Source organism: Vibrio sp. Isolate24 (assembly GCF_022398215.1).
Lineage (GTDB): Bacteria > Pseudomonadota > Gammaproteobacteria > Enterobacterales > Vibrionaceae > Vibrio > Vibrio coralliilyticus_A.
On the sequence record NZ_JAKEUU010000003.1, the window covers coordinates 451,215 to 468,561 of the forward strand.

Below are 17,347 nucleotides of genomic sequence, written 5' to 3' on the forward strand. Positions count from 1 at the left end.
TCTAGCAGATTTTTGAATTATAGGAATGTCATAATGAAACGAGTCGTAATCACCGGTATGGGTATTGTTTCAAGTATCGGTAACAACGTCGAAGAAGTTTTAGTGTCTCTTAAAGCAGGTAAATCTGGCATTACTGCCTCTGAGCAGTTTAAAGAACAAGGTCTACGTTCACAGGTTTGGGGTGATCTTAAAATCAATCCATCAGAGCATATTGACCGTAAACAGATGCGCTTTATGGGTGATGCGGCTGCGTATGCATACCTATCAATGCAGCAGGCAATCGAAGATGCTGGCCTGACTGAAGAACAGGTTTCTAATGACCGAACAGGTATCGTAGCGGGTTCTGGTGGTGCTTCGGCACTGAACCAAGCATTAGCCGTTGATACTATGCGTGCGAAAGGCGTGAAACGTGTGGGCCCTTATATGGTTCCTCGTACCATGTCTTCTACGGTTTCTGCATGTCTTGCGACGCCATTTAAAATTCGTGGCGTTAACTACTCAATGAGTTCAGCGTGTGCCACTTCTGCACATTGTGTTGGCCACGCAATGGAGCTTATCCAGCTTGGCAAGCAAGACATCGTGTTCGCTGGTGGTGGTGAAGAGCTGGATTGGTCTCAAACTATGATGTTTGACGCTATGGGCGCACTATCTACTAAGTACAACGAAACGCCAGATAAAGCTTCTCGTACATACGATGCAGACCGTGACGGTTTCGTTATTTCTGGTGGTGGCGGCATGCTGGTGATTGAAGAGCTTGAACACGCTCTGGCTCGTGGCGCGAAAATCTACGGCGAGATCGTTGGCTATGGCGCAACATCTGATGGTTATGACATGGTTGCGCCATCAGGTGAAGGCGCAGTGCGCTGTATGAAGATGGCGATGCAAGGCGTAGAGACAATCGACTACGTGAACACACACGGAACATCAACACCAGTGGGTGATGTAAAAGAGTTAGGTGCTATTCAAGAATTGTTTGGTGACAACAGCCCAGCAATTTCTGCGACAAAAGCGATGACAGGTCATGCTCTTGGCGCGGCTGGTGTTCACGAAGCGATCTACTCAACACTGATGCTAAACAACGACTTTATCGCGCCGAGTGTGAATGTTGAAAACCTTGACGAAGCGGCTCAGGGTTTAGATATCGTAACAGAAACGCGCGATGCGAAACTGACGACAGTCATGTCAAACAGCTTTGGTTTTGGTGGTACAAACGCAACATTGGTTATCAAGAAATACCAAGGCTAACGAAAGCGCTGGGGTTTCCCCAGCATACCAATTTCCAGAGCTTGGCTACCTTTTGAAAAAAGGGTAGTCGAACAGACGCAGACTCTGACCCATGGAGAGCGGGTCGGGATCCTTTTGTTCTGGAACTTTGCCCGGCTAACGCCGGGCATTTTTCTTTCTATCGCTAGTGCTCGACAGCGACTGCGCTTTTCTGCACAATCTCTGCTATTCCCAAATCAGATCTCTTAATCCATGAAAATCCTAATTGATGAAAATATGCCTTATGCTGAGCAGCTTTTTAGCCAGCTGGGCGAGGTTGTTTTAAAATCTGGGCGCACGTTGACCGCCGAAGACTTAATTGATGTAGATGCACTAATGATTCGTTCAGTGACCAAAGTGAATGCTGATCTCATCGCCAAAGCGAACAAGCTTAAGTTTGTCGGAACGGCCACGGCAGGTATGGATCATGTTGATCAAGCGTTACTCAAAGAGAAGGGCATCTTTTTCACTGCGGCACCCGGATGCAACAAAGTCGGTGTAGCAGAATATGCGTTTAGCGTCATGATGGTACTTGCTCAGCAACAAGGTTTTTCAGTATTTGATAAAACCGTTGGAATCATTGGCGCAGGTCAGGTGGGGAGCTACCTTCAGCAGTGCTTGGAAGGCATTGGTATTAAGGTGCTCATCAATGATCCACCTAAGCAAGCGGCGGGAGATGAGCGTAATTTCACCCCGTTAGATGTATTGCTTGAGCAAGCGGATATCATTACGACTCATACTCCAATCACCCGTGATGGTGATTTTCCGACTCATCATCTAATCAATGAAACCGTGTTGAATAGGTTACGTGGCGACCAAATTTTGATTAATGCCGCACGCGGGCCAGTTGTTGATAATACTGCGTTGAAAGCTCGCCTGAGAAAACAAGATGGCTTTATTGCTGCATTGGATGTGTTCGAATTCGAACCAGAGGTTGATATGGAGCTTCTGCCTCTGCTAGCATTCGCAACCCCTCATGTCGCCGGTTATGGTTTAGAGGGGAAAGCTCGTGGAACCACGATGATTTTTAATAGTTTCTGCGAGTTTCTCAATAACGATTTACGTGCACATGCCAGTGAGCTTCTGCCTACAGCACCAGTGCCGGAGTTAGTATTGGACAGAGCTTGGGATGAAGCTACGCTGCACAACTTGACGCAACTTGTCTATGATGTGCGTAAAGACGATGCATTGTTCCGTCGTGAAATCAGTCAACCTGGTGCGTTTGATTTGATGCGTAAACACTACTGGGATCGCCGTGAATACAGTGCAGTCACGCTGAGAGGAAGTGCAGAGGCTAACCTGCAACCACTAGCGAAATTAGGTTTTCAAATTGAGGTAAGTCAATGAGCCAGCAATATAACGTTGCCATTTTAGGTGCGACCGGCGCAGTCGGTGAAACAATTCTCGAAGTACTTCAGGAGCGTAAGTTTCCTGTTGGTGACCTTTTTCTACTAGCGAGTGAACGCAGTGAAGGCAAGACTTACCGTTTTAACGGCAAAAGCATCAAAGTCGAAAACGTAGAGAACTTTGATTGGTCTCAGGTACACATTGGCCTGTTTTCCGCAGGGGGAGAATTATCGGCTAAGTGGGCGCCAATCGCTGCCGATGAAGGGGTAATTGTCATCGATAATACCTCTAACTTCCGTTATGAGTATGACATTCCTTTGGTTGTGCCTGAGGTTAACCCTGAAGCGATTGCCGAGTTCCGTAACCGCAACATCATTGCTAATCCGAATTGTTCGACGATTCAAATGTTGGTAGCACTTAAGCCGATTCATGATGCCGTGGGCATCGATCGTATTAATGTTTCGACTTACCAATCCGTTTCTGGTGCTGGTAAATCTGGTATCGATGAGTTGGCGGGTCAAACTGCAAAGCTGCTTAATGGTATGCCAGCTGAAAATGAGCAGTTCTCACAGCAGATTGCATTTAACTGTCTGCCGCAAATTGACCAGTTTATGGAGAATGGCTACACCAAAGAAGAGATGAAAATGGTGTGGGAAACACAAAAAATCTTTAATGACTCGTCAATCATGGTCAACCCAACTTGTGTGAGAGTGCCTGTATTCTATGGTCATGCGGAAGCACTTCATATCGAAACTCGTGCACCCATTGATGCTCAGGAAGTGGCTAATTTGTTAGAACAGACCGAAGGTGTTGAAGTGTTCCATGGTGAAGATTTCCCGACGCAGGTTCGTGATGCAGGTGGTAAAGACCATGTGATGGTTGGTCGTATTCGCAACGATATTAGCCACCATAGTGGTATCAACTTATGGGTTGTAGCAGATAACGTTCGTAAAGGGGCCGCTACCAATGCGGTTCAGATAGCAGAAGTACTGATTCGCGACTACTACTGAGTGTATTATTATCACCTATAGCAAAGCCTCACCATCGTGTGAGGCTTTTTTAATCAGATTGCGAAATTTAGTGTGAGATTAGTGCGAATATGGCGGCAGCCACACATTTTTTAGCTATACGCCTATAGTTTTAGCGTGTTTATCCGATATATTTAACAGATCATTACATTAAAACTTATTGAGTACATAGCTGAGCCTTCTATGCTTCGAATTTTTAAGCGTCTGCTGCTGCCAGTTGCATTAGTAGCCGTGACTCAAACATCGATTGTTAGTGCAGAAAGTATTCGCCTTAAGGGACCCGATGGCGAAATTCATTCATCGCCGCGGTATTCTGATTTTGTTCCCCAAGATCTGCGTAACAATAACGAACCCTCTCGCTTTTATGGGCCAACCACTTCTCAGGAAACACTTTGGGCTATTGCAAGCCGTTTACGCCCGTCAACCAATGTGAGTGTTCAGCAAACATTACTTGCTGTATACCAGCTCAACCCTCAAGCATTTGACAATCAAAATATCCATGAGCTCATTCCTGGGAGTACGTTGCGTATTCCATCACTAGCTCAAGTACAAAGTGTAACAACCCAAGAAGCGGTTAATGTAATGGCCGCGCATCAGGCTCGGTTAACAAATATTCCTGCCACGCCACAACCTGCTCAACCTAAGCCGCCTGTTAATGAAACGCCCGCGACGACTGACATGGAGAAGCCGGTAGCGGATGATACTAAGCCAGCAGTTGAGGCCACTTCTGATCTCGCGAAAATTGCTAAGCAAGAACAAAAAGCTCAGGTATCGACACTTGAGCGTCAACTCGAAAGCTCAGAAAGCGAGCTAATGGCTCTTGAAGAAAAGAACCATAAATTGCGCTTGATGCTGGCTGATGTTCAGTCTGAAGTCGATGTACTTAAAGATGAATTGGGTGATGAATCTCGAATTCGTAACGAGGTCGAAAAGCTACTAGAAGCTGAGCGTTTACGTTTAGCTGAAGAGCAAAAGATGAAACCGTCACCCTTGGATGAACTGCTGTCCAACACGTGGTTAGTTGCTGCCGCCGCGATTATTCCAGGTCTATTCATAGGCCTACTGATCATGATGCTTCTGGGGCGCCGTAAGAGAGAAGAGACCCCCACACAAGAAGTGAATGAACAGCAAGTCGCGCCCGTTGCCCCTATTGCCCCAGACTCTCTCAATGAAGAAGTGGATGATGATCTTCTTCTTGATGATGATTTGTTTGGCGACTCTACTGACGAAGAAGAGTTATTCTCCGATGAGAGCTTAGCTGAGGAAGGCAAAGACGAAGACGATATCTTTGCTGACTTGGAAGACAACGACCTCGATTTCAATCTTGAGGGAGAAGATGGAGAAGACCCATTCGCAGGTATCGGTGACGATGGCGAGTTAGATGAAGCGCTTGCCGATATGGATATGAGCGCTAACGGCATCAGTGTTAACAGTGAAGATAAAGCACTCGGTCTAGAAGAGATGGAGCGCGCTCTAGATGAAGTTGTTATTGAGGAGGATGATTCATCTGAAGGAGAGTTTGATCTATCAGACGATGATGAGGATATTTCTCAAGGGGATTTGGACTCGCTTCTGGCCTCAGATGGTGAATCTGAAGACTTAGAAATGGACGAGTTAGATCAATCTTTGTTAGACGATTTGTTTAATGAGACTGATTCTGACGAGGCTGATGATGAATTGGACTTCGATTCGCTATTGGATGAAGCCGGTGATGGCTTCGATCTTAGTGATGACGATAGCGGTGCAAATACAGCTGAGTCAAATGAGCCTAATCTTGCCTCAGACAGTGAAATTGATGATCTGTTTGCCCAAGTTGAAGCGCAGGCAGATCTTGAAAAGCTAGAAGCAGAAGCGCTTGATGAAACTGCGTTGTTGGATGAAATGGTGGAAGAGCCTACAACAGCGGTCAGCGAAGATAGCACAGAGCTACTTGATGAATTGATGGGCGAGGCTGATGAGCTTGGCACAGATGAAACGCTAGATGACTTTTTAAGTGATGATCTCGACTTAAGTACTGACAATGAAAATACTTTTGATGAGCTCATTACTGAAGATAACAGTGACTTGGATGATGACTCTACAGAAACACTGGATGAGTTCCTGTCAGATGATCACATTGACGACGTTCCCTCGCTGGAAGAGAGTACAGATCTGCTTGATGAGTTGGTTGAGCCTCAATCTGATATAGAGGCGCAGGCCTCCGAAGAGCTTGGAGATGAAGGTACTGACTTATTCGAAGAGTTGCTGGAAATTGAAAAGCAAAGTGAAGCACTTGAAGAAGCTTCAACAGTAGAGGCGAACCAAGATCTTATTACTGAGGAAGAGATAGAACCAGAAGCGCTAGCAAGTGACAGTAAATTTTCTAGTGAAGAATTTATTGACGACATGTTGAGTGTTGCTCCTGAAGGAGACCCATTGCTGGATGAGTTTGATCTTGATGAACCAGTAACAGAAGAAAATAAACTAGAGAGTGTTGAACAAACCCCAGAAACCGACAAAACTCTTGCAGAGCCAGAGCCAGAGCCAGAGCCAGAGCCAGAGCCAGAGCCAGAGCCAGAGCCAGAGCCAGAAGAAGACGATTGGCTAACGTCAGCGATCGATGAAGTTGAAAACCTTCAGTCCGGAGAGTCGTTGGATGTTGCGCCAGAATCTGATGTTGAAGAGAAGCAGGAGCAGCCACCTCAGCGAGAGGAAGCAGATCTTGCTGGTAATCAAGATGAAGAAGATGACTGGTTAACGTCTGCAATTGATGAGGTAGAAAATCCAAATATTGCACCGAGTGATCAAGACGATGTTCCAATCACTTCTTCCTCAGACTTGACAGAAAACGCAAACACGACGACTGAAGAAAATGAAATTGTAGAAGAAGATTTGCTTGCTCAGCAGGAGCAAGTAAATACACCATCTGAAGAGACTCCAGAGACTCCAGAGACTCCAGAGACTCCAGAGACTCCAGAGACTCCAGAGACTCCAGAGACTCCAGAGACTCCAGAGACTCCAGAGACTCCAGAGATCTCTGAACAGTCAGAACCTGAACCTATCTCTTCAATGCCAGAGGCGATTCCAAATGAGTTTGGTATCCCGGAAGATGATGATTGGTTAGTTGGTGATGATGCAGATCTTCTCGAGAACAGCGAAGAAGATGCACTAGCGGATGTGGCGGAAGAGCCCGAACCTGAAGCGCCAGTGGAATCCGAAGCATCGCTAGAGCTGGATGATTTAGACCTTCCTGAGTACAGCGAAGAGGACGCACTGGCGGATGTGGCGGAAGAGTCCGAGCCTGAAGCGCCAGTGGAAGCCGAAGCATCGCTAGAGCTGGATGATTTAGACCTTCCTGAGTACAGTGAAGAAGATGCACTGGCGGACGTGGCGGAAGAGCCTGAGCCTGAAGCGCCAGTGGAAGCCGAAGCGTCGCTAGAGCTGGATGATTTAGACCTTCCTGAGTACAGTGAAGAGGACGCACTGGCGGATGTGGCGGAAGAGTCCGAGCCTGAAGCGCCAGTGGAAGCCGAAGCGTCGTTAGAGCTGGATGATTTAGACCTTCCTGAGTACAGTGAAGAGGATGCACTGGCGGACGTGGCGGAAGAGCCCGAGCCTGAAGCGCCAGTGGAATCCGAAGCGTCGCTAGAGCTGGATGATTTAGACCTTCCTGAGTACAGTGAAGAAGATGCACTGGCGGACGTGGCGGAAGAGCCCGARCCTGAAGCGCCAGTGGAAGCCGAAGCGTCGCTAGAGCTGGATGATTTAGACCTTCCTGAGTACAGCGAAGAAGATGCACTGGTGGATGTGGCGGAAGAGCCCGAACCTGAAGCGCCAGTGGAATCCGAAGCATCGCTAGAGCTGGATGATTTAGACCTTCCTGAGTACAGCGAAGAGGACGCACTGGCGGATGTGGCGGAAGAGCCCGAACCTGAAGCGCCAGTGGAAGCCGAAGAATCGCTAGAGCTGGATGATTTAGACCTTCCTGAGTACAGTGAAGAAGATGCACTGGCGGACGTGGCGGAAGAGCCTGAGCCTGAGCCTGAAGCGCCAGTGGAAGCCGAAGCGTCGCTAGAGCTGGATGATTTAGACCTTCCTGAGTACAGCGAAGAGGACGCACTGGCGGACGTGGCGGAAGAGCCTGAGCCTGAAGCGCCAGTGGAAGCCGAAGCGTCGCTAGAGCTGGATGATTTAGACTTTCCTGAGTACAGCGAAGAGGATGCACTCGCCGATGTTGGTGAAGAATCGGACCTTGAAGTCCAATCCAGTGCTTCGAGTGTATCCGGTGAGACTTTGGGCTTGGATGATCTGGATATTCCTAAATTTGGGGATGTTGCGGCTCCTGATAGTGCTTCTGAAGGAGAAGGACATGATTCGAAGATCGACGATCAGGACCTTCCAGAATTTGATGAGCAAGATGCGTTGGCTGAAGCGGACGACTCTGGCTCAGAAGAAGTCGATTTTAAACTCGATGATTTGGAACTTCCGTCTTTGGGTGAGATTCCATCTGAGGCTGCACAAGAGTTAGCTAATCACGAGTATAATGAAGATGCTTTCGATGAGCTCCTTGCAGAAGAAGAGCCAAATCAAGCGGCTAACTTCGATTTTGAGTCTCCTGATACTCTGACTTCTGATAGCGCTGGTATGGATATCGAAGCTATGTTGGAGGTAGGAGGAGAAGATTGGAATGGTTTCAGCCTTTCTCCTGAGCAGCAAGCTCAGATCAACGATGATATCCCGGAAGACGAGCAGGGCGTATGGGATGAAAATAACCGCCCAGAACAAGCTCAGATTCTTGATGAAAACTGGGAAGATCAAGAAGAGCTGGGGGACTTCAATCCTCAGGAAGGAGAATTCCGAACCATTGATGAGCTGATGGCTGAGGTAGAGAAAGAAGAGCAGCAAGACTTTCAGGAAGAAGAGCTGAAATTAGATGTTGGGCTGAGTGATTTCCCAGATGTTATTGGTGATACAGGTAATGTTGATGTAGATAACAACTCAGAAGCAGCAGGTAAGCTTGATTTGGCGAAGATCTACATTGAAATGAACGATTCACAAGGGGCAATCAAGCTGCTTGAAGAGGCAATTGTTGATGGTAGTGACGAAATTCGTCGAGAGGCTAAAAACCTGATTGATGCGATTAACGGAAGGTAAACTTTTCCACGAATAAGGGGGCGTTAGCCCCTTTATCTTTTTGAGCAAAAATGTTTATACTTCCCGCCCAATTTTTTAAGAGAGCACCCCGATGAGAATTGCATTAGGTATTGAGTACAATGGCACTCAGTACTTCGGCTGGCAGCGTCAGAAAGAAGTGACAAGTGTTCAGGAAAAGCTTGAACGTGCACTGAGTATCGTAGCAAACCACCCAGTAGAAGTTCAGTGTGCAGGTCGTACAGATGCTGGAGTGCATGGCACCGGGCAAGTTGTTCATTTCGATACCACGGCTAGCCGGAAAACAGTGGCTTGGACAATGGGAGCTAACGCAAATCTACCCAGCGATATTGCAGTTCGATGGGCGAAAGAAGTTCCTGAAGAGTTCCATGCTCGGTTTTCTGCGACTGCTCGTCGTTACCGCTATATCATATTCAATAGTGCTCTGCGACCTGGTATTTTGTCATCTGGAGTGAGTCATTATCATGGTGAGCTCGATGCAGAAAAAATGCACGAAGCGGGCCAGTACTTGTTGGGTGAAAATGACTTTACGTCATTTCGTGCCGTGCATTGTCAGTCAAGAAGTCCATGGCGAAATATGATGCATCTTAATGTGACTCGCCATGGTCAGTATGTTGTCATCGATATCAAAGCCAATGCGTTTGTTCATCACATGGTTCGCAATATTACCGGCAGTTTGATATGTGTTGGACGTGGCGAGCAGCCGCCTGAATGGTTAAACTGGCTGTTGGAAGTAAAAGATCGCAAACTGGCAGGTGCAACCGCTAAGGCTGAGGGGCTCTACTTGGTAGATGTGGATTACCCTGAAGAGTTTGGATTGCCGAGAGTGCCTATTGGGCCACTATTTTTGCCAGACAATTTGAACTAAACCGTGTTAAATTGTCCAACTAATCAGTTCTTTAGGGCGTGAGACATTAGTGTAAGAAATAGGTACAACCAGTTTTTTGTCTACACTTGGCATTTTATATGCTTTAATCCTCTCGCGTAAATTCAGAATTTTTGTCCTTCGCACCGTGCGGAGGCGATGTAGAGAAAAAGGTCTTCCATGAGTTGGCTTGAAAAGATTTTAGAAAAAAGCAACATTGTTAGTTCACGTAAAGCGTCCATTCCAGAAGGTGTTTGGACTAAGTGTACGTCTTGTGAACAAGTGCTTTATCACGCTGAACTAGAGCGTAACCTAGAAGTGTGTCCAAAATGTGATCATCACATGCGTATGAAGGCTCGTCGTCGCCTTGAAACATTTCTGGACGAAGACAACCGCGTAGAATTAGCGGATGAACTTGAGCCACAAGACAAGCTGAAGTTCAAAGATTCGAAAAAATACAAAGATCGTATCTCTGCTGCACAAAAGAGTAGCGGTGAGAAAGATGCGCTTGTTGTAATGAAAGGTGAACTGTTAGGTCTACCTATCGTCGCTTGTGCATTTGAGTTTTCGTTCATGGGTGGTTCGATGGGCTCCGTCGTTGGTGCTCGTTTTGTTCGCGCGGTCGAGGCAGCGATAGAGAACAACTGCGGTTTAGTTTGTTTTTCTGCAAGCGGTGGTGCACGTATGCAAGAGGCACTTATGTCTCTGATGCAAATGGCGAAGACGAGTGCGGCTTTAGAGCGTCTTTCTCAGAATGGTTTACCGTTTATCTCAGTAATGACAGACCCAACCATGGGTGGTGTGTCGGCAAGTCTCGCGATGCTTGGTGATGTAAATATTGGTGAACCAAAAGCATTGATTGGTTTTGCTGGTCGCCGTGTTATTGAGCAGACAGTACGTGAAGATCTACCAGAAGGTTTCCAGCGTAGCGAATTCTTGCTTGAGCATGGCGCGATCGACATGATTGTCGATCGCCGTGAAATGCGCCAGCGTGTGGGGAGCTTGATCGCTAAAATGACCAATCAACCCTCGCCTCTGGTAGTTTCTGTGAACGATTCACAAAATGAAGCTGCTTATTCTGTACCAGAAGCGGACGAAAAAGGGTAAAGTAACATACTAACAAACAACCACAATTACTTGGTTTAGAGTTAGATGAGTCAAACCCAAATTCCTCAAGCCACATCCTCTCTTGCGATGTGGCTTGATTATTTAACCACCATACACACTTCTGCAATCGACCTTGGCTTAGAGCGTGTCCAAACTGTCGCTGAAAAAGCCAACCTAGTTAAGCCTGCCCCAAAAGTTATTACTGTTGCCGGTACCAATGGCAAAGGTTCGACCTGTGCACTGATGGAAGCTATTTTGCTTGATGCTGGATATTCTGTAGGTGTCTATAGCTCGCCACACCTTATTCGTTATAACGAGCGTGTTCGTATTAATGGCCAAGATCTAGAGGATGAAAAGCACACTGAGGCTTTCGCCTTTATAGAAAATCAGCGCGGTGATATTAGCCTAAGCTTCTTCGAATATGGGACACTTGCAGCATTGCGTCTCTTTCAAACTGAAAACGTTGATATTGTCTTACTTGAAGTTGGTTTAGGCGGGAGACTGGACGCAACGAATGTTGTTGAGCACGACGTATCCGTGATTACCAGCTTAGCAGTAGACCATGTTGACTGGCTCGGTGATGACATTAATGTGATTGGCTATGAGAAAGCAGGTATTTACCGAAGTGGTAAGCCTGCAATCTGTGGTCAGCCTAAAGCGCCATCTACTGTGGCAGCGCATGCTGATGATATTGGTGCGGAGTTGTTTCAGGTTGGAATCCAATACAACTACCACATTGAGGATGAGAATACTTGGCGTTGGAGTCATGGCCCCTATGAACTTGACGCACTTCCTATCCCTGGCTTGCCACTGCAGAACGCAGCCACTGCATTGATGGCGCTAGCTTCAGCAAATCTGGATATCTCCGATATCAATATTGTCAAAGGGTTAAGAGAAGCCCAGCTGCCTGGAAGAATGCAGATTGTCAGTACAGAGCCAACCATTATTCTTGACGTTGCGCACAATCCTCACTCGGCAGAGTATTTATTCGGTCAAATTCAGGAACAATACTCCGGCAAGAAGGTCCACGCTGTTGTCGCTATGTTGCATGACAAGGATATTAAAGCCACTCTGGAAGTTTTATCGCCTATTGCTAGCCAGTGGTACCCTGCCTCATTACAAGGTCCAAGAGCGGCGAGTGCCGATGAACTTTGTGTCTTCTTACCTGAAAATAATCAGCGTTATGATAGCCCTGTTGACGCCTTTAAAGCCGCGATGACAAACTCACAGAGTAAAGATGTCATCTTAGTATTGGGTTCATTCCATACTGTGGGTGAAGTCCTTGAGTACTGGCAGAGCCAAGGAGAGTAAATGGCGAGTAAATTTCAAAACCGCTTGGTTGGCACCATTATTCTGGTCGCAATCGGCGTCATCGTATTACCGGATGTCCTCGATGGTAAGAAAACACATTACAAAGAAGAGATTGCTAGCATTCCTATTAAACCAGAGCTTGATAGCGATGTAGAAAGCTTTGAAGTTTTAGAACCGATAGATGATTCAGCAAGCCTGCCTGAAACGCCGGTTGAAGTTATTGCACAAGAAGTTGAGGCTCCAGCTTCCGCTGAAAAAGTGAATGACGAACCACTCCCAGTCGCAGTTAAAGAGGTTCCTGAACGCAACGAATATCAGGACAGTGCTTGGATAATTCAGCTGATGGCACTGAAGAATGCTGAAAATGCGAAGAACGTAGTCAAGGATCTTCAAAAGCGTGGTTATCAAGCACACACCAAACTCGAAAATGGCTTCACTCGTGTCATTATCGGCCCTGACATCTCAAAGAGTAAGTTAGAGAGACAAGTTGTGGAACTGGAGAAAATTACTGGTTCAAAAGGTCGATTGCTCAAATTTAAGCCATTAAACCCATAAGAAAACGTTTGCGTCAGCGTTTTTTCTGTTAAAATGCGCGCCAACTTAAGATGTAAGAACAGATGAATTCGTTAGATATTGTCATTTTAAGTGTGATCGGCCTGTCGGCATTGATCAGTTTAATTCGTGGCTTTGCAAAAGAAGCATTGTCTTTGGTTATCTGGTTTGGGGCGTTTTTTATCGCCAGTCAGTACTACGCAAAATTGGCGGTGTACTTTTCCAATATCCAAGACGACATGTTTCGAAATGGAGCAGCGATAGCAGCCCTGTTTGTTTCGACACTTATTGTAGGTGCGATCGTGAATTACGTTATCGCCCAATTAGTACAGAAAACAGGCTTGTCAGGAACAGATAGAGTACTAGGAGTCGTCTTTGGTGGCTTACGAGGTGTTCTGATTGTTTCAGCTGCACTATTTTTTATGGATGCGTTTACATCGTTTCCAGACTCAGAGTGGTGGAGAAGTTCGCAACTGGTACCGGAGTTTAGCCGTATCATTGCCCCTTTCTTCGAACACTTACAAGCAACATCGAGTTTCTTATCTGGCGCGTTATAGCGCCAGCCATTGTCGCAAATCGAGGGTTAGGACATGTGTGGTATTGTTGGAATCGTGGGTACAACGCCTGTAAACCAGTCTATCTATGACGCACTGACTGTGTTGCAGCATCGTGGCCAAGATGCCGCGGGTATTTGTACCATAGAAAGCAATCGTTTTCGTCTGAGAAAGGCGAACGGTTTAGTTAAGGATGTGTTTGAAGCAAAACACATGCAACGCCTTCAGGGAACGGTCGGTATTGGCCATGTTCGCTACCCAACAGCAGGTAGCTCAAGTGCTTCAGAGGCTCAACCTTTCTATGTAAACTCTCCTTTTGGTATTACGCTCGCTCACAATGGTAATTTAACTAACTCGGCGGAAGTGCGTGAGAAACTGTTTGAGAAAGATCGCCGTCATGTGAATACGACCTCTGACTCTGAAGTTTTACTCAATGTGCTTGCTCACGAGATTGATACTGTAAAGGGAAATGTCACAGCAGAAGATGTTTTTCGCGCAGTGACGAACGTACATCGTACGATTCGCGGTGCTTATGCTGTGTCTGCAATGATCATAGGTCACGGTATGATTGCTTTCCGCGACCCAAATGGTATTCGTCCTCTGTGTCTTGGTAAGCGCGAAGTCGGAGACTCGGTTGAGTATATGGTTGCTTCTGAATCTGTTGCATTGGATGCCGTTGGTTTTGATTTCATCCGTGATGTAGCACCTGGTGAGGCGATATACGCGACTTTTGATGGTCAGCTACACACTAAACAGTGTGCGGATAACCCTACCTTAAACCCTTGTATCTTCGAGTTTGTTTACTTCTCTCGTCCAGACTCCTTCATTGATAAAATCTCTGTTTACAGTGCACGTGTAGAAATGGGTAAGAAGCTTGGCGAGCGCATCCGTGATGACTACAGTCATCTAGATATTGATGTGGTTATTCCGATCCCTGAAACGTCATGTGATATTGCGTTGCAGATTGCTCAAGCTATTGATAAGCCATACCGCCAAGGGTTTGTTAAGAACCGCTATGTGGGCCGTACGTTTATTATGCCGGGTCAGCAGCAACGCAAGAAGTCCGTTCGCCGTAAGCTCAATGCTATCCGCTCTGAGTTCAAAGACAAAAACGTTTTGCTGGTTGATGACTCTATCGTTCGTGGTACCACATCTGAGCAAATCATTGAAATGGCACGCGATTCTGGTGCGAAAAAAGTATTTATGGTCTCTGCAGCACCGGAAATTCGTTTCCCGAACGTTTACGGCATCGACATGCCAAGCGCGAACGAGCTGATAGCACATGGTCGCGATAACGACGCTATTTGTAAGCAAATCGGTGCCGATGAGCTAATTTTTCAAACATTAGATGATCTTGTGGCAGCGGTGGGCATGGGTAACACTGATATCACTAAGTTCGAAACGTCCGTCTTTAATGGAGAGTACGTGACAGGAGATATCGATCAGAAGTACCTCGATTTCCTAGAGTCATTGCGAAGTGATGATGCAAAAGTACAGCGCGATATTCAACAGGACTTGGCTAATCTTGAGTTGCATAACGAAGGGGCTTAAAGAGAGCTTTGGCTGCAAGCGACACATAAACAAGAAGGGCTGATGCAATGCGTCAGCCCTTCTTTTTATCTCCAATCTTTAGTATCTGATACGATATAACTGGGTCAACATAAACATGGCCGCTGCGCTGATGACAACGGAAGGGCCAGCAGGGGTGTCATAGTGCCATGACAAACTTAATCCAAGTAGAACGGCTATTGCGCCAATACAAGAGGCCATGAACGCCATTTGTTCAGGTGTTTTGGAGAAACGTCGCGCTGTGGCTGCGGGAATGATTAAAAGCGATGTCATGATGAGCGCCCCCACAAACTTCATACCAATTGCGATGACTAAACCAACCATAATCATCAGAATAAGTCTCATTAAGTCAACATTATGCCCTTCAACGGCAGCTAAATCTTCGTTGACCGTTGTGGCCAACAGTGAACGCCAAAAACAAAACAATATGACGGACACAAGCGCGGCTCCCGCATAGATATAAACAAGATCGGTGGGAGTCACTGCGAGTAAATCACCGAATAGGTAGCTCATTAAATCAATACGAACATTGTCTAGGAAGCTAACCGCCACTAAGCCTAAAGAGAGTGCACTGTGAGCTAAAATGCCTAACAAGGTGTCAGTGGCGACTAATTGCTGTCTTTGCAGCGCTACCAAAATGAAAGCGAGTGCAAGACAGCAGACGATCAAAGCAAAATAAAGATTGACGTCGAGTAAGAAGCCAAGAGCAAGCCCCATCAGTGATGCGTGTGCTAAGGTATCGCCAAAGTAGGCCATTTTGCGCCAGACGACAAACGAACCAAGTGGGCCGGCGATAGCTGCGATGCCAAGGCCGGCTAGAATAGAAGGTAACAAAAACTCAATCATGGTGATGACCGTGTGAATGATGGGAACAAGTAGACGCTTCACCTGAAACGGGATCACCCGCGAGATCATGATGATGGTGTTGATGCTGGTGATGGTAGAAGGCGAGAGATTCACTACGCACTTCACCGAATAAAGCAATGTAGCTTGGGTGCTTGGTGATATCGGCAGGGGCTCCTGAACAGCAAATATGATGATGCAAACAGATCACATCATCCGTTTTTGCCATCACTAGATGCAAGTCGTGCGAGACCATGAATACAGCACAGCTAAAGCGATGGCGAATGGTGTCAATCAAGTCGTACAAATCTATCTGTCCTTGAACATCGACCCCTTGAGCTGGCTCGTCCAGTACTAATAGATCAGGCCGTTGTAACAAAGCCCTCGCCAGTAGAATGCGTTGATTCTCTCCTCCCGATAGCGAGTGCATATTAGACTTTATCAGGTGCTCTGCGCCGACAAGCTTTAGCGCATCTTGTAATTCTTGTTCGCTGTATTTACCTGCCAGCTTCATAAAGCGTTTAACGTTTAGAGGGAGTGAGTCATTAAGCCTGAGCTTCTGTGGGACATAACCAATTTTCAAGCCCTTGGATCGTTTGACAGAGCCTGTGAACTTTTTTTGAAGGCCTAAAAGCACTTTTACAAGTGTCGATTTTCCTGCGCCATTGGGGCCAATTAAAGTGGTTATCTCACCTCGTTTGATATTGAGGCTGATATTATCGAGAACTTTACGCTCACCAAACTGAACGCAAACTTGTTGAAGTTCGACTAATGCCGACATGAATGGAACTCATTTGCAAATAACTATTGTTATAATGTAACATTTGTCAAACTTTAACGCCAGAGAGTAGTGGTATTGATTTATGAAACATCTAATTCCTTTGTTATCCATTTTTGCGATAGGTAGTGCTAATGCTAGCGAGATACTGACTAGTATCAAGCCGATTCAAATGATTACCTATGAGATCACTCAAGGTGTTTCTGAGCCAGAATTATTGCTTGATTCAAATACCTCTCCCCATGACTATGCGTTGAAACCTTCTGATGTGAAAAGGATCAGAAAAGCAGATTTAGTCATTTGGTTTGGTCATGATTTAGAGCCATTTCTATCTAAGGTTTTAGAAGGACAGACAAATGTGCTGACGGTCAGTGAAATTGAGGGCATAGCGTTGCGTGAATTTGATGGCAGTCATCATGATCATGATGGGCACAACCATGGTTCGCATGACCCACATTTTTGGCTTGGTTATGAGCAAAGTATACAAGTGGCAGAAGCGATAAGTAAAAAGCTAGGTGAGTTAGATCCTAAAAACAAAGAAACATATCAGGCTAACTATCAAGCGTTCTTAAACAACTCAAATGAGTATGACAAGAAGTGGCGTGCGGCACTTGAGCCTATTAAGGATGTTGGTTACTACGTTTTCCATGACGCCTATGGCTACTTTGAACAGCATTATGGGTTGAATCATTTAGGTGAATTCACGGTAAGTCCCGAAAGAAAACCGGGAGCTAAAACTCTGATAAAAATAAAAAAAGCATTAGCGAAAGGAGATGCTAAATGTGTCTTTGCTGAGCCTCAATTTACTCCAGCAGTTGTGAATTCGGTGACTCGAGGAAGCCAAGCAAAGCAAGGTATTCTTGATCCTATCGGATCTGATATTCCAGTTGGGCCTGGTAGCTACTTTACTTTCATTCAGTCCATTACCGACAGCTTTACGGAGTGTTTGGGCGAGTAAACATCGGTTAATGAATAACCT

At 46.1% G+C, this 17,347-nt stretch carries 13 protein-coding genes; 11 read left to right on the top strand and 2 right to left on the bottom strand.

The features are described from left to right. Positions 1-33 precede the first annotated feature (33 nt). The 10 genes from fabB (at position 34) to purF (ending at position 14,729) form a co-directional block, all read left to right on the top strand. Positions 34-1,245, top strand: coding sequence for a beta-ketoacyl-ACP synthase I (gene fabB, locus L1D23_RS14805; protein WP_239867609.1), 1,212 nt, complete (start codon positions 34-36; stop codon positions 1,243-1,245). Positions 1,246-1,476: 231 nt separating this feature from the next. Next, positions 1,477-2,610, top strand: a complete 1,134-nt coding sequence (locus L1D23_RS14810) for a 4-phosphoerythronate dehydrogenase (RefSeq protein ID WP_239867612.1) — start codon at positions 1,477-1,479, stop codon at positions 2,608-2,610. Then, positions 2,607-3,620, top strand: a complete 1,014-nt coding sequence (locus L1D23_RS14815; protein ID WP_239867614.1) for an aspartate-semialdehyde dehydrogenase — start codon at positions 2,607-2,609, stop codon at positions 3,618-3,620. The genes L1D23_RS14810 and L1D23_RS14815 overlap by 4 nt, the downstream gene beginning before the upstream one ends. A gap of 201 nt (positions 3,621-3,821) precedes the next feature. Further along, on the top strand, positions 3,822-8,771 hold the full coding sequence (locus L1D23_RS14820; RefSeq protein WP_239867617.1) for a FimV/HubP family polar landmark protein: 4,950 nt from the start codon (positions 3,822-3,824) through the stop codon (positions 8,769-8,771). 91 nt (positions 8,772-8,862) lie between these two features. Continuing rightward, on the top strand, positions 8,863-9,657 hold the full coding sequence (gene truA / locus L1D23_RS14825; protein ID WP_239836892.1) for a tRNA pseudouridine(38-40) synthase TruA: 795 nt from the start codon (positions 8,863-8,865) through the stop codon (positions 9,655-9,657). A gap of 177 nt (positions 9,658-9,834) precedes the next feature. Then, the gene (gene accD / locus L1D23_RS14830) at positions 9,835-10,761 is read left to right on the top strand and encodes an acetyl-CoA carboxylase, carboxyltransferase subunit beta (protein ID WP_239836891.1); all 927 of its coding nucleotides are present in this window, start codon (positions 9,835-9,837) and stop codon (positions 10,759-10,761) included. A gap of 45 nt (positions 10,762-10,806) precedes the next feature. Beyond that, the gene (gene folC, locus L1D23_RS14835; protein ID WP_239867620.1) at positions 10,807-12,072 is read left to right on the top strand and encodes a bifunctional tetrahydrofolate synthase/dihydrofolate synthase; all 1,266 of its coding nucleotides are present in this window, start codon (positions 10,807-10,809) and stop codon (positions 12,070-12,072) included. Then, positions 12,073-12,627: an SPOR domain-containing protein gene (locus L1D23_RS14840; protein WP_239836889.1), complete on the top strand. Its 555-nt coding sequence runs from the start codon at positions 12,073-12,075 to the stop codon at positions 12,625-12,627. Positions 12,628-12,689: 62 nt separating this feature from the next. After that, positions 12,690-13,181 (top strand): CvpA family protein, encoded by a 492-nt coding sequence (locus L1D23_RS14845; protein ID WP_045975311.1) that lies wholly within the window; start codon positions 12,690-12,692, stop codon positions 13,179-13,181. A gap of 33 nt (positions 13,182-13,214) precedes the next feature. Next, on the top strand, positions 13,215-14,729 hold the full coding sequence (gene purF, locus L1D23_RS14850) for an amidophosphoribosyltransferase (protein ID WP_239867623.1): 1,515 nt from the start codon (positions 13,215-13,217) through the stop codon (positions 14,727-14,729). A 78-nt stretch (positions 14,730-14,807) separates the two neighbouring features. Here purF and znuB read toward each other — a convergent pair whose 3' ends face one another. After that, a complete protein-coding gene (gene znuB / locus L1D23_RS14855; protein ID WP_239836887.1) occupies positions 14,808-15,593 on the bottom strand; it encodes a zinc ABC transporter permease subunit ZnuB in 786 nt (261 codons plus the stop codon). Then, positions 15,586-16,371 (bottom strand): zinc ABC transporter ATP-binding protein ZnuC, encoded by a 786-nt coding sequence (znuC, locus tag L1D23_RS14860; protein ID WP_239867626.1) that lies wholly within the window; start codon positions 16,369-16,371, stop codon positions 15,586-15,588. Before znuC ends, znuB begins: the two co-directional genes overlap by 8 nt. Before the next feature lie 82 nt (positions 16,372-16,453). Here znuC and znuA point away from each other — a divergent pair, with 82 nt between their 5' ends. Continuing rightward, a complete protein-coding gene (gene znuA, locus L1D23_RS14865; protein WP_239867629.1) occupies positions 16,454-17,326 on the top strand; it encodes a zinc ABC transporter substrate-binding protein ZnuA in 873 nt (290 codons plus the stop codon). The last annotated feature ends 21 nt before the right edge of the window (positions 17,327-17,347 follow it).